The organism is Thermoplasma volcanium GSS1 (assembly GCF_000011185.1).
Lineage (GTDB): Archaea > Thermoplasmatota > Thermoplasmata > Thermoplasmatales > Thermoplasmataceae > Thermoplasma > Thermoplasma volcanium.
Map to the genome: position 1 here is coordinate 103,933 of NC_002689.2, position 15,048 is coordinate 118,980.

The window sequence follows — 15,048 nt, forward strand, 5'->3', positions numbered from 1 at the left end:
TTACATCTCGTATATCAAAGAGTTAGGATCCTCAATAATTTTTTTGAGATCCATAATGAACCTTGTAGCAACAGCTCCATCGATCAGCCTATGGTCGCAAGAAAGCGATAGATACATTATCTTTTTCCCATTTTCATCCATTACCCTGTGTACGCCAAGTATAGCAACTTCAGGATAGTTTATTATTGGCGTAGAAAGCACTCCGCCTATTGTGCCTACATTTGTTATTGTAAAGGTCGAATCCTGCACCTCATCGATCTTAAGCTGATTATTCCTGGCCCGCTCAGCTTTATCCGTTATTTCTGCGGTAATCTCGTACATGCTCTTTCTGTCTGCGTCTTTAACAACAAATACGTTGAGCCCATCAGGAGTATCTACAGCTATACCAATATTATAGTATTTCTTTATAAGGTATCTCCTGTTCGCTTCATCGTATATTGCGTTCAGGTATGGATACTGTTTCAGCACAATTGGTACTATCCTTGCTATGTATCCAGTAATAGTCACCTTTTTTCCGCTGGATTTTGCTGATTCTATTATGGATATCATGCCTGTAACATCCACCTTTTCTACTACGGTGAAATGAGGCATGATCTGCTTTGCCTTTGTCATCTTGTCGAATATTATGCGCCTGAGTCCGTGCATCTCCAGTATCTCTTCTCTGCCCGGTGATCTTTGCACAGGCGGTACTTCTGCCGGCTTTGCAGCCTCTATGGGTTTTTCTGGGGCCTTGGCCTTAGTTTCGCCTCTCATGTATGCATCGAGATCGTCCAACGTAACTCTGCCGTTATCGCCAGTCCCTTTTACCTTAGCTAGGTCTATGCCATTCTCCCTGGCAATTCTCCTAACAGCAGGACTGGCAAGAACTTTCCCTGCTGGCACCGTTTCAATTGCGATCTGCTGCGCTGCCGTAGTCTGCGGCTTTAATTCGGCATGTTCTTCTGCCATAGTTTGCTGTGAGGTCTCTTCGCCTGTATCTATCTGGACCAATGTGGAGCCGACAGGAACAACTTGCCCCTCTTTGTAGAGTATCTTAGAGATCTTGCCATTTACGGGGGATGGTATTTTAACGGTGACTTTGTCAGTCATTACCTCTACAAGGTCCTGATCCTTTTTTACTTCATCACCTTCAGCAACGTCCCATTTAACTATTTCGCCTTCAGTTACGCCTTCTCCTATGTCTGGAAGCTTAAATTCGTACAAAAACATCACCTGTATTCCATCACTTTCTTTATAGCAGCCATTATCCTTTGTTCGTTGGGGAGATAGTAATCTTCCAGCCTGTATGGGAACGGAGTATCTGGGCCGGTAATCCTCAGTATGGGTGCGTAAAGGTATTCTATTGCCCTCTCGGATATCATGGCCGAGACCTCTGCACCGACACCGAGGGTACGCGGTGCCTCATGTACGATAACAACCCTACCGGTCTTCTTAACGGAAGAGATTATAGTGTCCTTATCGAGTGGCGCTATTGTTCGTAGATCAACGACATCCGCATCTATACCATTCTTGTCTACTGTGCTCAGCACAGTAGGAACCATGGACCCGTAAGTTACTAGTGTGACGCTGTTGCCTTCTCTAAGCAGATTTGCCTTGCGCAGAGGCACGGTATACTTATCTTCTGGTACATCGGCCTTCTGCGACCTGTAAAGCCTCTTTGGTTCAAGGAATATAACAGGGTCTGGTGATTCTATTGAAGATATCAGGAGGCCCTTAGCGTCATAGGGGTTGGAAGGTGAAACAACGGTAAGCCCAGCTGTGTGGGCGAAATAAGTTTCGCCGCTCTGTGAATGGTAAAGGCCACCTTTTATCCCGCCTCCAACAGGAGTCCTAAGGACAAGCGGCACTGTGTAATCTCCACCAGATCTGTACCTTATCTTTGCCATCTGATTTATTATTTGATCCATTGCGGTGTAAATGAAGTCCTGGAACTGGATCTCAGGTATCGGCTTTAAACCGTTGACAGCCATGCCTATTGCCATTCCCACTATGCCGAGTTCTGTGAGAGGAGTATCAATGACTCTCTCTGGACCATACTTGGCGAGGAGCCCATCTGTAACTCTGAAGACTCCTCCGTCCTTTCCAACATCTTCCCCGAGTACAACAACATCATTGTCCTCGGCCATCTTTATATCCATTGCGTTGTTAAGCGCCTGAACAATGTTCATCTGCGTAATATATCACCCCTCTCTTCTTCAATAACCCATGTGGTCTCGGAGTATACATCATCAAACAACGTTGAAGGGTCTGGGGCTGGTATTTTAAGCCTCTCTTCAAACTTTTCGTCTATCATCTTTCTAGATTCATCCTTTATCCTGTTAACTTCTGACTGGCTTAATATTCCTTTAGAGATAACTGCCTTTTCTGCTATTACAAGGGGATCGTTCTCGTCCCCCTCCTTTACCTCATTTTGCCTGTACTTGCTTGGATCGTCAGAAGTTGAGTGGGGGCCCATCCTATAGCTCCTGGCCTCGACAAGTATCGGATTTCCTGATCTTGCGTATTCAACAGCCTCCTTTACGGCATTGTAAGTTTTTATGAAGTCGTTTCCATCAACGTAAACACCCTTCATGCCGTACGCTTCAGCCTTTTTGTAGATTTCAGCCTTAGTCTGCCTCTCTACAGGGAACGATATAGCCCAGCCGTTATTCTCACAGAGAAAAACGACAGGCAGATCGTACACTGAAGCGAAATTCATGGCTGCATGGAAATCAGGCGTTGAAGTGCCTCCATCTCCGAAGCTGGTAATTACAATGCCATCCTCCTTTCTATATTTCTTAGCGTATGCAGCACCTACTGCAAGTGGAAGGTTTGTTGCTACCGGGCTCGGTACTGACATAAAATTAACGGCCTTAGCGCTGTAATGGCTAGGCATTTGCCTCCCCTTGGAGGTATCCTCTGCATTTCCCATTATCTGGTCGAATATCTTTTCAATTGGATATCCAAGGTATATGAGGAGAGTAACGTCCCGGTAGTATCCGTAGACAAGATCCTGCTTTGAGAGTGCCATGGCCGCCCCTGCCTGTGTTGCCTCCTGTCCCATCATAGGGGTATAGAAGCCAACGAGGCCCTGCCTCTGTGCTGTGATAACCTTTTTGTCAAACAACCGCCCGAGAACCATAGAAGTAAAGCCTTTGACGTACAGGCTCTTCTGGTCCTGATCTAAAACTTCAGTCATATTGACACCTTTTCAAGAACTGTGCGAGCAGAACAACTATTATGATAAATGTCGAGGACATCTTTAGCACCAATGCGTGGTTTTATCCTGCTCTGCACGTATAATAATGACTATTCAGTATTTATTATTATTCATTTTAAAGTAGTAATATATAATGATTATTAATGTAATATAAATAAAATATAGCACAACTATAATTTTATTTTCTCGTCGTCACGATAATTTCATCATTGAGTACAAGTATAGTATGTTCAGCCTGTGATATCAGGGTGTTGTTGTGTTCTCTAAGTATCGGAAATGGTGAAACTTCTCTGCTGGAGACCATCGATTTCAAATACGTTTTATGGTCTTCAACTAGACCAGCGAGCCAGCGTTCAGCGAATGGGAGCGTTCTGAAATTCTTGTAAATTACCTCATCTTCTCTTACCTTCGGTGCATCAAGTATGTATATGTTTCCAGGCGGGCCTGAGTGTATCATCCCTATTCCGGTCGATGCAAATGGTTCAATTGCAATGGCGTGATCTGGCTGCAACCTTACAACGTTTCCGTCATCGTAGTTTGGAATAAATAGTGTTGCGTGCAGATCGTACCTTTCTACTCCATGTCCACCAAGATTTCTTACTGGTTTGAAGCCAAAAGATCCAATGACATCCGCAATCCTTCCCCCTATCTCGTTGACGCTCCTCATAGGCCTGACCAGGGAAATAGCTGCATCGAGTGCTTCACGTGTAGCATCGATAAGATCCGAATGCTTTCCAGATTCTCCGACCTCAAGGGTTATGGCAGTATCGGACATATAACCGTCTATGTGCGCCCCAAAATCGACCTTAACGACGTCGCCTGTCTTAAAGACCTTCTTGTCGCCAGATGCTGGGGTGTAGTGTGCTGCATCGTTGTTGATTGACAGGTTAACTGGAAATGCAGGCTTAGCTCCCTGTTCAATTACAAATTTTTCCATAGCTTCAGCTACATCGAGCAGCTTTGTCCCTGGCTCTATAAGTGTTCTGGCTAGTTCTAGCGCCTCTCGTCCTATTCTTCCAGCTTCAATATATTTCCTCTTTACATCTTCATCCAAACTATCACCCTATTATTTCGATATCATTCAATTCTGGTACTACGCGAGAATAAAGTTCCCTCGATCCTACTAATTCAGCCCTTTTCTTAGTCACTTCGTGCCCGTAGATACCTATTATCTTCTTCATGACCTCTTCGCTGTAGTATCCTGATTTTTTTGATATGATCTCTGCAGCCCTTTCATGGTTATTTTTTATAAAATCTATACCCTGTTCGTATGCTTCAATAACCTCATCTATCCTTCTCGTAGAAGCCATGGCGCATGAAGGCAGGTCAAGTCCAAGTTCTTTCATCCTATTCCTAAAGCTCTTCCCTATAGAAATTTCGTTTCCCACAAGTGCTGAATAGCCTTCATTAGCCATCTTTATGCAGGTGTCTCCGTCTGCATTTATTACCTGGGCCTTATCGTAATAAGCCAGTATTCTGGCGTTAAAGTCAGCGAGAGTACCCTTTCTAAGTGTGTATATCCGTCCAGAGGATTCGTCTCCAAGAATAGAGTACATGTCTATCCTTACGCCTGCAAATATTTTTAAACCATACTTTGGCATATTTGTTATGGAATCCAACACGACATCGAATTTCCCCGTTTCGGAACAAATGTTGTGTATCCTGAAGGGCAGCTCCTCTTCTATCACAAGTAGCGGAAAAGAAACCGGGCCTGCAAATGGCATGCCTACGTCCATAGTGGTTTATCCGAAATACGTTAAATACGTTTCCTTCAATGTTAAATAATAAAGATGAGACAAAGGAATGTAGTAGGTAAAAAGAAACGCTTTTCCCAATATTAGGTTGTTAGGCTGCAAAATTACTTGTGATATACCGAAATTAGTTCCTTTATATTTATTTTTTTAATATTTAAATCTCCTCTTTCTTCATATGCCATAGTTGGCGTTGCTAGTGGCCTTTCATACGTAAGGACATATGCACCATTTTATAATTATAATAATATACAAATTGATCCGATGTAGAGAAATACAGATATGTCACGTAAATATTTCCTATATTTCCATACTAACTAGTACATCTTAAACTATTCAGAAAAGAGACGATGTTAGCTGGATCGAAATGAAGGCTTCCATACTAACTAGTACATCTTAAACTCTTACAAATGTGGACACTAGGGGGATAGCTTTATCCACTTCCATACTAACTAGTACATCTTAAACTCCTTTAATTCAGATCTTTTATAAAGCGGGACTTCGTCAATACTTCCATACTAACTAGTACATCTTAAACGCTACATCACTGATGTCGATATATTCCGTGCCAAGTCGACTTCCATACTAACTAGTACATCTTAAACCGACCGCCGTGGACGGATTTTCGACAACTACGTTCTGGCTTCCATACTAACTAGTACATCTTAAACCTCATCGTTCAAGTGGACGGTGAGAGATATGTCTACTTCCATACTAACTAGTACATCTTAAACGAATAAAAGACTTTGATCAAGACAAGGTTCACTTCTATCGACTTCTTCCATACTAACTAGTACATCTTAAACTCTACGTCCTCTATCCCGACGACAACAACGAATATTATGCTTCTTCCATACTAACTAGTACATCTTAAACTGGGATTATATCCTGGAGGAAAAAATGGAGACGAAAACTTCCATACTAACTAGTACATCTTAAACAAGAAGTTTATGATAGCTACGATGCATCACGGGTTTTACTTCCATACTAACTAGTACATCTTAAACTCCAAGGATGAGGCAAGATCACGAAGATCGTCTTTTACTTCCATACTAACTAGTACATCTTAAACCTAGCGCTGAATACGAGCAAAATATGGAAATTCAAGGCTTCCATACTAACTAGTACATCTTAAACTGATAGGGAAGAGAGACCTCGAATATTGGATCGATAACCTCTTCCATACTAACTAGTACATCTTAAACTCAAGGCTTTAAAGCAAAAGGTTTTTAGGTGCTGGAAGATAGAGCACTTCCATACTAACTAGTACATCTTAAACGATATTTCATGATAGCGATCAGCTAACGTTTGTGAATGTTCTTCCATACTAACTAGTACATCTTAAACAGAAGACGTTCCGGAGGAATACATAAGGGGCATTTTCGACTTCCATACTAACTAGTACATCTTAAACGGTGTCAGCGTGTCGTTGTCATGCATCTCAATCAGCCTTACGCTTCCATACTAACTAGTACATCTTAAACAAGGTGAGAGAAAATGTGTTTCACACCAGTTGGATTTGTAAGATACTTCCATACTAACTAGTACATCTTAAACCCGTATCAATAATTATAATAAACATAGTTATTTAAAGGTTCTCCTTAAAAAATGTAAAAACATCCAAAGAGAGGAAAATTTTGATAATAAACCCCTAAAACACTAATTCCACATTAAATCTTGCGGGGATCGATTTTTTGCCCTTAGTATTTAAAGATCAATTTATATTTAAATTTTTTGTGGTACCAATGGATACTTTTTATTAATAAATTATATCATATTTGAAGTATTCCCTTTATCATTGCCTATGATTATATTATCGATATAGCTTTTAACCTTAAATTTGTATATAATTATCGAATCCTCATCTTTTATAATTTTTGTGATGCCTTTGATCATGGAATCGATCAAATTTTCTGAAATTTCGCCCTCAAAGACAGAATTCTGCCTCCATAATAAGTACCTCTTTAAATATTTATTTACTTTGTTTACCCTGGACTCATCAACATCATAAACAACTATTAAATACATCAAGATCTACTCCTGAAGGATTTATAATCTTCATCATTTCTTATTGCATTTAATAAATTATAAGCCTCCCTCTCAATTATATTATTATATGAAAGGTAATTGTTGCCAATTTTTATTACCGTGTTTAATTTTTCATTGTAATATTCAATAAACTTTCTTCTTCCATTTAATGATAAATAACATCCATTATCCTCGAAACGAAAAGAATCGTGTGCCATTATATTTTTATTTACCAAGTTCGCAATTGTCCTTTCAACAATAACAGGCTTAAAGATATCCGCAATATCCAAAGCTAAGGAAAATGACCTTTCAGAAGGTTCGTGTAAAAAACTTATAGATGGATTCAGACCCGTAATAAAAATCTTAGTTAATACAGTCGCATACAATAATGCATTTCCATATGATATCATGGCATTTAATTCGTCTTTTGGTGGATAAAACTCCCTTTTAAAGTCCGGATATTTCTTATAAATAAATGGGAATGCTGAATAATAAGTTGACCATATATTTCCTTCTACGCCTAAAATTTTATTTATATCATTGGAATTATAATCAGGGTTATATGATTCAATAGCTTTAATATACTTAGTAATTTCATTGTTATCACTGTAGTATCTTAAATTAGCTAATATATTATTTTTAATACCATTAACCATTTCAGCTGCAATTTTAAATCTTTTATCTGATAAATAGGCTTTTACCTGTTGAACAGTAGTATTTCCTCTTTCATTCCTATTCCCTGGTATTAACGATGACATGTACTTTCCGTTTGTAGAAATTATATGCACAATAATACCTAATTTAGACAAATAATCTAATGCCCATGATGATAATGAAACTTTGGCAGAAATTATGATTTCTTGAACATTCATTACAGGCAAATGCCTTTTAAAGTCTGGACCAATAAAATACAATGTGTTGCCTTCTCTGGTTATTGTGCCATCCTGTGTTATATAAAAATTGTACATATTATTCTAGATAACTCAATATTATATCCCCCAACTCCGTTCTATATATTCTTGAATTATCATATGTAATAAAGCCCGAGTCTTTATACGATTTTAATTTATAATCGGCTAAATCAGAGTATTCTCTGCTACTTGATGTTAATGCTGCTTTTATATTGTTTATTTCATCTTTAGGCAATTTAACAACGGGAACTTTTAGAAAATATAAATCATTCATATCTGGATAAAAAACATGGTCAAGTAAATCCTTATACTCTTTGTACTTATCTTTATAATTTTCATCGTCAAATTCTGATATTTTGTCTTTTATTTTTTCATATTCCTCATTATAACTAGTTACACTTTTATTTATGATATTATACACTTCATCAAATGAGAATATAGACGCATATACTGATAATATTATTGTTTCAATTTTTCTGCCGCCAGATGCATTTACTATAATCTTTTCTGTTCCAAATTGATATTTTTCTTTTTTCACTGTCTCTGATATTACTTTTATGAATTTTATCATGTCATTATCTGACCTTATGTCATCAAAATCAAGTTTTTGCAAGTGCACATGGGCATGGAATTTATCTTCTAATGATGCTTTTGCCGCTAAAGTACCGGCCTTAACGTATTTATTATCTGTATAAATCAAAATAACGTCGGATATCTCATCTTTTAAATACTCATACATTTCAGTAGCCACCATAGGCGAAGTACCCATTGGATTTATTAATAATGTTTTCAATATATCACCTCTAAGACGCCAAATTTTTTATTATTTATCGTCCATGCTGTAGATGGCATTCTACCACTAAATTTTATTTTTTTATTACTGATTTTTATAATATGTTCGGCTTTTTTGAATTGTTCATCATCAAGCGAGTTTATTATAGTTTTTTCCTCTATGCCACCACCGAACCCAATAAGCAACACTTCTTTGTCCGGATTATCATTATAGTGTTCTTTCTCTTTTTTCAAAATATCCCTATAATATTTACCCGAAATACAAAGCATTTTATTTATTATTTCATTCTTTGTATGATCCGAGGCATCATTTATTTTTATGTCTATTAATTTATTAAAAACTTTTGAAATTGCATAGAATTGATTTTTATCACTTTTATAGATATTATCGAAGGACCTACCAATTTTTATATTTCCAGTAAAAGTGCCACTATCTATGGAAATAGCATAAAAGGGTATGCCATTGCGTTTATTGTTACTTAATTTAATTCTTTCAATTCTATATATTTTCAATGAATATTCCTTAGGATAAAAATCATCTACTTCAACAAATCTGAATACGTCATTTGAAATTTTCTTGGGCTCATTCTGCCTCTTTTGATCTTCCTTGTAAAATATTGCCTCGTCTAAATCCCCGTAACTGTTGCCATTAAAATTATATGATTTTACTTTTTTATGGTCATCATATGTAATATTAATCTTATTTTTCTTTATGTATTCATTTCTAATAGCATTTCTTATTGCTCCTTTTATTGTAGAACCTGGTATAAAGGGCACAAATGTCTTTTTATTATTAATAACTTCATAAGTGCCCATGGTTAACTTTACATCTTTGGCTTTGAGGAACTTATTATCATTGGAATTTATAACTTCATAAAATTCTTTATCACCTTTTATTTCAGGCTCTATTTTATAATTTTCTGCATTAATATTATTATAAAAACGTTTTATTTCATTATATTTGCTGTATTCATCTTTGTCTGACGATTTATAACTAAGGAAATATTCAGCCAATTGATCTATTTTTGGCTCGTTATCTATTAATTTGTCCATATCCAGCATATACAATGAATCTTTATTTATAATCATATTTGTAACGTTTACATAATCGTTGCCTATTAATACCGGGGAGCTTACTTTAAGTTGAACCTCCATTTATAACACCTTCGTAATAACTGGGTTAAATGGTATTATGCCGTTATTTTCAATAAATGATACGCCTTTTACGTCGCCTTTTAAATAGAATATAGATCCTGGAGCAAAATATCTGAAGGGGCCAATGGGATTTCCGTTTATGTTTTTGCCCTGTAGTGTTTTAATATTGTACCTTGATCTTTCAAAGTCTATGTTTTTGATATAATCATTATCTGGTATAAAAGATGACAATAAAATGTAAATTCCTTCTCCATTAAAACCCTCATTAAAATTATCGTTTATTTTTTCTATGTAAACTTCACCTTTGCCTGTGCTTCTCCTTCCTGAAAGCCCGAAATCATTAAGCAGATTTATTGTGGCCTCTATGTTTTTATCAGAATTTCGGGCATAAAAACAGCTTTCATCATAAATAAACAATTCCTTAGTGAATATATCATTGTATTTATATTTATTATCTTTAATTTCCGGAGTTTGAAAAATATTTATTCCCGGCTCTGAAATTAGTATCTTATGTGGCTTGCCTTTATTATCTCCATTTCCTTCGTGTTTTATCTTGCTATAATTTACACCCTGGTATCCTGTTTCCTTAAAAGCCTCAACGATTGAACTGAGTTCATCAATATCTATGAATTCTGATCTCTTTTTCCTGTTTTTTATCGATTCTGTATTATTAACGTCTATTAAAGCGTTTATAGGCGGAAATGGATAATACACCTTATTTTTATATAGCAACAGATCCGAAACTGATACATATGAATCTTTTACCTTATTTATTAAATCATCTATTTTATCAGGATACAAAGTGTTATAAGCATAAATTATGGCCCTGGAAATCTTTATTGAATCCACATACGACGATGAGGATTTAAATGAGATTTTAAACAGGCTCATTTTAATTTTCACTACCGTTACTTGTATTATCTTTTATGTTTTCTTCGTATTTATCAATACCTTTTTTTATAGGTTCACCTAGTGTGATTTTAACACTGCCATAACCTCTTGTACCGTTGCCACCTAAGTAAGAATCTTCAAGTAGCGATATCCCTGTTTTCAAGCATTTTATCATCTCTTCTTCATTATCGCCTTCATATATTGATAATATTATTTTGCCTTTAAATTTTGTACCTCTCCTTACCCTCTCTATAAATCTTGGAGTTGCCTTTGATTCAATTGGATCTATTTTATTTTCGCTTTTTATTTCGATTACATTTCTGGCATCTTCAGCGCTTTTTATGTGCCCATCGTCAAGGAATGCGTCCCTAATAATAAGCCTTGTGAGCCTTTTAATACCTTCGCCGGCGTTAGGATAATAACCAAACATTTTAGAAACGATGTCATCACCGTTTTTGCCTTTATAATCAACATTTTCTAACAATGACCTGATTTTACCCTTTATGCTGCTGCCAGGTATGTAAGGCAAATCACACGGTTCAACATTATTTATTAAATATTTAGTTGTTATGACAGGGCTATCGGTGCCACCAATCTTCAATTCTTCATTTGATCCGCCTATATGCAAACCGGTTAAGACTTCTATCTCCATATTGTATATTATATTGTATTTCCATTTGCTATCACTCATTTCTGTCACTCCTTGATTTTTTACTATATGCAACTATTGCCTGAAAAACATTCAAAAATCTATTGAATGCATTCTCAAAATCTTCAGTCTTATTAAGCTTATCAATAGAATCCTCTAAAAATTTTACAAACGGGCTATCACTACTAATAACTTTTCTTTGAATTGCATAGTATATTTGTGGCATCATCATTGCAAGCTTTATCTTTGCCTTTTTTTCATCCTTACTATTTATTTTTATGGTGTAATCATAAAACTTTCTTATCTGATTTTGTGTTGTTTCACTGTTTTGATTCCTACTTATATTACAAGCAATTTCATATATCACTCCATTCATTTTAAATAGTTTATAAACTCTTTCTTCTGAATCCTCTCCCTTATTCATAATGTAATCCATGATCTCCTGAACTTCTTTGTCTCTCACTTGCTTTCCCATATCATTCTCTTTACGATATTTATTTCTATCCGAATTCATCATTCTTACTCACCACTTCTAATTTTTATTACTATATATGAACTTAAATAATTCATGTATTTCCAATTTTCGTAATCTTTCTCACACAATCTGTTTATTAATTCCTTTTTTTCATTCTCATCCTTGGACTTGTAATTCCTGCTTATATAGTAATACAACATTGGGCACGGAATTGTAACACTACCACTGGCAATTTTATCTGTTATTTCTGTTCCTTTTTCTATTCTCTTATTGTAGGCCTTTCCAAGGTTATTTAGAAAATAGGGAAAACCTTTCCCAAGTTTGTTTTTATTAGGCTCTTCGTTATTATATGCTTTTTTATATATATATTCTCCAATTTCATTCATTTTATCGTAAGTGTCCCAGCCCATAGTTGTATCAAATATTCTAATGCTGTTTTTCTCTGTTCTATTTTCTTTTGCTTTTTTAAGGTTTTCTTCAGCAATAAGTACTGCGCGCCTCAATGGGAATTTTGGTGATACTACAGTTACACCAGCGGATATGTTTATCTTCTTACAAAAATACTTATTAAATTCGTTATGAAAATCAGAGATGAATTTTATTAATTTATTAATTTCACCAACGGCAGTAACATCATCACCACCTGAGTATACAATATAGATATCCTTGTTTTGCTGTGCAATTTCATCTAATTTTACAGAAAAGAAATATTCAAACTCGAATGTTAATGATGCTAATTTGCTTATTGTTGTCCTTTTTAATCCAGCAGCTACTATTAAGCCCATATCGTCTACATCGGCCTTCAGTACTCCAAGCATTTTATGTTCTGATTCATCTTTAAAGTAATCACTAAACGGCTTTATGCTGCGTACATCATCATATAAAGGAACGTATTTAGCCTGTAATATAAACCTCCAATTATTATAATTAGAATCAATATTATTGTAATCATAGATCTTTATAACTTCTTTTTCTTCATGATCAGAAAAATAATATTTAATATATTTATTTCCGTAGTGGAATAAGATTATATTTTTTCTGTTATCTGCATTATAACTATTATCAATATCTGTAATAATATTGCTGTATTTATACAAAGAACTACCTATATTTTCCTCTTCAAGGCAACCTATGCATTTAGCATTATCATAAATACTGTCCATCCCACAGCTTTCACACATATTTGTAATAGAATGCCCAAATTTTACATCCCTTTCTATTGCATTGTCGGAAAATATTTCAGACATCTTCATTCTTTTTGCCTTATCTATATTGTTGTATAAACACTGCATTTTAACTTTAAAATTATCGTTTTCGCCTTCAAGCTCCAAATTTCTATTAACTGCTAGGGTTGTAAAATCATCAAGTGATGCAGTAACCCATGCTATATTTGCTGTTATGCCACGTTTTTTTTCAATTAAGCCTAAGTCTATATTCTTTTTTATATCCTCCAATTTTTTTATATTCTCTTCATTATTGTCCATTAATAGCAAAAACCCATCGGACTTTTCCCATACAACATTAAACCTGTATAAATTAAATTCATTAATTATATATGATTCAATGGAATCTGTAAACAGCTTTATCATGAAGCTTCTGCCCTTCAACCTTTTTGTGCCCTTTTCATCTGCAGCTTCAGATTTGTAATGTCTAAATATGTAATCCTGTATGCCTGATAAATTGCACATTAATAGTATAAAGAACGGATTTTTATCATCGTCGGAAATTTCAATATCACTTGATTTTAAATTCCTGTATAAAGATAGAGCTATTGCAGCAGTTAGTTTTAAGTGATGGTAAAGTGGTATATCAGGTTTTGAATAATAAAACGCCGATGGTATAGCTACAGTATCTTTATATAAAATACTATTTAATGTATTGAAAAATTTATATTTATCAGGTTCATTAAAGTTTAATTTATCAATATCTGCCTTAACTTTATTGTATAAATATTTATAGCCGGAATTTGCTGCTTTATTTTCCTGATCATCAAGAGTTTTTAATTCATATGTACAATTGGTATCTTTCATATCTTTTATCTGTATTTCGTTTGATATTTTGTGTAGCTTTATATCCCTATATTCACCTAGATCCCTATCTTCCCTATCATGTGCAGCTGATTTTCTGTCCGCAATCTGCAATATCTTAAGAAGTTTCTTGTCTCTGCCATCAAGTTCTGTTTTATCCGGATCATGGTGGTGGTGTTTAACTAAATTCGCTATTCTTTCCATATCTTTATTACTATATTTTATTTCTTTAATAAATTGATATCCTAGATCGGCATGTTTTTCAGATAATTTATATCTTTGCTGTATTTTTCCTATATCGTGCAATATCGACGCTGTTATCAATACAAATTCATCATTGTCCATAGTTTCTCACCGGATTTAGAAAGCCAAAGCCCAAACTGTTCTTTTCACCTATGCCGGCATCCATAATAAAATTGTAAAATTTAATCTCGTCTCTGTTTAACTTATTTAAATGGAGATTGTACCATGTTGTGCCTATGATATTAAATGATGTCTTTCCTTTCCTTAATAATAATGCAACTTCTCTATGGAATTTTAATTTATCAAAAATTAAATGGTTAATATTAATATTTTCATGATAATATAAATTAAATTTCTTTATAGCATTCTCTTTTAATCTACGTAAAAAGAATGCAATGCTGTCATCTTTTATTGAGAAATATTTATTTTTTTTATTGTCTAAATATAAAACAACAGGGCTTCCTGTAATAAAATCCTTTGATATATTTATATCAAATTCTTTTATTTCTGCGATGTGAAATTTATAACCTGACAAATAAAAAATTTTATTTTTATCAAGTATATTATAGATATTTTTTATGATATTACTATCGGGGCTTGATATAATGAAATTAAATAAAAAATCTTTTTTTAAAATATTACTAGGAAATATATCGCTGAAACAGAAAAATCTAATTTTATTGCCTGCATGGATTTCTGTCATGCCGGCATCAAGCAATGCTGAATAAATCATCCCTTGAATATCGTACTTATTAAATTCGTAATTTTCATCATCTTTGGTATAAAAGGTTACTTTCAACCTCATTTATAAAATATAATCATATTTTATACTTAAATTTTTCTTTTCTATACTCCTCGAATATTTTTAATTTTTCCCATTAATATTTATATTGTTATTCTATTAACGGCTAAAGTCTTACATTTTAT

Annotated in this window: 14 protein-coding genes and 1 CRISPR repeat array; all 14 genes read right to left on the minus strand. The window is 34.8% G+C overall.

Going from position 1 to position 15,048, the window contains the following annotated elements:
* Window positions 1-1,209 (minus strand): dihydrolipoamide acetyltransferase family protein, encoded by a 1,209-nt coding sequence (locus TVG_RS00520; RefSeq protein ID WP_010916356.1) that lies wholly within the window; start codon window positions 1,207-1,209, stop codon window positions 1-3.
* Window positions 1,209-2,168 carry an alpha-ketoacid dehydrogenase subunit beta gene (locus tag TVG_RS00525; RefSeq protein ID WP_010916357.1) on the minus strand — a complete coding sequence of 320 codons (960 nt, stop codon included), beginning with the start codon at window positions 2,166-2,168 and terminating at the stop codon, window positions 1,209-1,211. The genes TVG_RS00520 and TVG_RS00525 overlap by 1 nt, the downstream gene beginning before the upstream one ends.
* Entirely contained in the window at window positions 2,165-3,178 is a 1,014-nt protein-coding gene (locus tag TVG_RS00530; RefSeq protein WP_010916358.1) for a thiamine pyrophosphate-dependent dehydrogenase E1 component subunit alpha, read from the minus strand. Before TVG_RS00530 ends, TVG_RS00525 begins: the two co-directional genes overlap by 4 nt.
* Window positions 3,179-3,377: 199 nt before the next feature.
* Window positions 3,378-4,253 carry a type II methionyl aminopeptidase gene (gene map, locus TVG_RS00535; protein WP_010916359.1) on the minus strand — a complete coding sequence of 292 codons (876 nt, stop codon included), beginning with the start codon at window positions 4,251-4,253 and terminating at the stop codon, window positions 3,378-3,380.
* Between the two features lie 4 nt (window positions 4,254-4,257).
* Window positions 4,258-4,935, minus strand: a complete 678-nt coding sequence (locus TVG_RS00540; protein WP_010916360.1) for a DUF3834 domain-containing protein — start codon at window positions 4,933-4,935, stop codon at window positions 4,258-4,260.
* A gap of 320 nt (window positions 4,936-5,255) precedes the next feature.
* Window positions 5,256-6,507: direct repeats of the CRISPR family, unit length 28 nt; unit sequence CTTCCATACTAACTAGTACATCTTAAAC.
* Between the two features lie 210 nt (window positions 6,508-6,717).
* On the minus strand, window positions 6,718-6,978 hold the full coding sequence (gene cas2 / locus TVG_RS00545; protein ID WP_010916361.1) for a CRISPR-associated endonuclease Cas2: 261 nt from the start codon (window positions 6,976-6,978) through the stop codon (window positions 6,718-6,720).
* On the minus strand, window positions 6,978-7,946 hold the full coding sequence (gene cas1b, locus TVG_RS00550) for a type I-B CRISPR-associated endonuclease Cas1b (protein ID WP_010916362.1): 969 nt from the start codon (window positions 7,944-7,946) through the stop codon (window positions 6,978-6,980). Before cas1b ends, cas2 begins: the two co-directional genes overlap by 1 nt.
* 1 nt (window position 7,947) lies before the next feature.
* Window positions 7,948-8,682 (minus strand): CRISPR-associated protein Csx14, encoded by a 735-nt coding sequence (locus tag TVG_RS00555; RefSeq protein WP_241760292.1) that lies wholly within the window; start codon window positions 8,680-8,682, stop codon window positions 7,948-7,950.
* On the minus strand, window positions 8,679-9,836 hold the full coding sequence (csm5, locus tag TVG_RS00560; RefSeq protein ID WP_010916364.1) for a type III-A CRISPR-associated RAMP protein Csm5: 1,158 nt from the start codon (window positions 9,834-9,836) through the stop codon (window positions 8,679-8,681). Before csm5 ends, TVG_RS00555 begins: the two co-directional genes overlap by 4 nt.
* Window positions 9,837-10,727, minus strand: a complete 891-nt coding sequence (gene csm4, locus TVG_RS00565; protein ID WP_010916365.1) for a type III-A CRISPR-associated RAMP protein Csm4 — start codon at window positions 10,725-10,727, stop codon at window positions 9,837-9,839. It lies immediately after the preceding gene.
* A 1-nt stretch (window position 10,728) separates the two neighbouring features.
* On the minus strand, window positions 10,729-11,418 hold the full coding sequence (gene csm3 / locus TVG_RS00570) for a type III-A CRISPR-associated RAMP protein Csm3 (protein WP_010916366.1): 690 nt from the start codon (window positions 11,416-11,418) through the stop codon (window positions 10,729-10,731).
* On the minus strand, window positions 11,411-11,893 hold the full coding sequence (gene csm2, locus TVG_RS00575) for a type III-A CRISPR-associated protein Csm2 (protein WP_048053903.1): 483 nt from the start codon (window positions 11,891-11,893) through the stop codon (window positions 11,411-11,413). The genes csm3 and csm2 overlap by 8 nt, the downstream gene beginning before the upstream one ends.
* A gap of 2 nt (window positions 11,894-11,895) precedes the next feature.
* Entirely contained in the window at window positions 11,896-14,223 is a 2,328-nt protein-coding gene (cas10, locus tag TVG_RS00580; RefSeq protein ID WP_010916368.1) for a type III-A CRISPR-associated protein Cas10/Csm1, read from the minus strand.
* The gene (gene cas6, locus TVG_RS00585; RefSeq protein ID WP_010916369.1) at window positions 14,213-14,926 is read right to left on the minus strand and encodes a CRISPR-associated endoribonuclease Cas6; all 714 of its coding nucleotides are present in this window, start codon (window positions 14,924-14,926) and stop codon (window positions 14,213-14,215) included. The genes cas10 and cas6 overlap by 11 nt, the downstream gene beginning before the upstream one ends.
* Window positions 14,927-15,048 lie beyond the last annotated feature (122 nt).

Coding starts and splice junctions, on each gene's coding strand:
- TVG_RS00520 (WP_010916356.1), bottom strand. CDS start 1,209: ATGTTTTTGTACGAATTTAAGCTTCCAGACATAGGAGAAGGCGTAACT.
- TVG_RS00525 (WP_010916357.1), bottom strand. CDS start 2,168: ATGAACATTGTTCAGGCGCTTAACAACGCAATGGATATAAAGATGGCC.
- TVG_RS00530 (WP_010916358.1), bottom strand. CDS start 3,178: ATGACTGAAGTTTTAGATCAGGACCAGAAGAGCCTGTACGTCAAAGGC.
- TVG_RS00540 (WP_010916360.1), bottom strand. CDS start 4,935: ATGGACGTAGGCATGCCATTTGCAGGCCCGGTTTCTTTTCCGCTACTT.
- cas2 (WP_010916361.1), bottom strand. CDS start 6,978: ATGTATTTAATAGTTGTTTATGATGTTGATGAGTCCAGGGTAAACAAA.
- cas1b (WP_010916362.1), bottom strand. CDS start 7,946: ATGTACAATTTTTATATAACACAGGATGGCACAATAACCAGAGAAGGC.
- csm5 (WP_010916364.1), bottom strand. CDS start 9,836: ATGGAGGTTCAACTTAAAGTAAGCTCCCCGGTATTAATAGGCAACGAT.
- csm4 (WP_010916365.1), bottom strand. CDS start 10,727: ATGAGCCTGTTTAAAATCTCATTTAAATCCTCATCGTCGTATGTGGAT.
- csm3 (WP_010916366.1), bottom strand. CDS start 11,418: ATGAGTGATAGCAAATGGAAATACAATATAATATACAATATGGAGATA.
- csm2 (WP_048053903.1), bottom strand. CDS start 11,893: ATGATGAATTCGGATAGAAATAAATATCGTAAAGAGAATGATATGGGA.
- cas10 (WP_010916368.1), bottom strand. CDS start 14,223: ATGGACAATGATGAATTTGTATTGATAACAGCGTCGATATTGCACGAT.
- cas6 (WP_010916369.1), bottom strand. CDS start 14,926: ATGAGGTTGAAAGTAACCTTTTATACCAAAGATGATGAAAATTACGAA.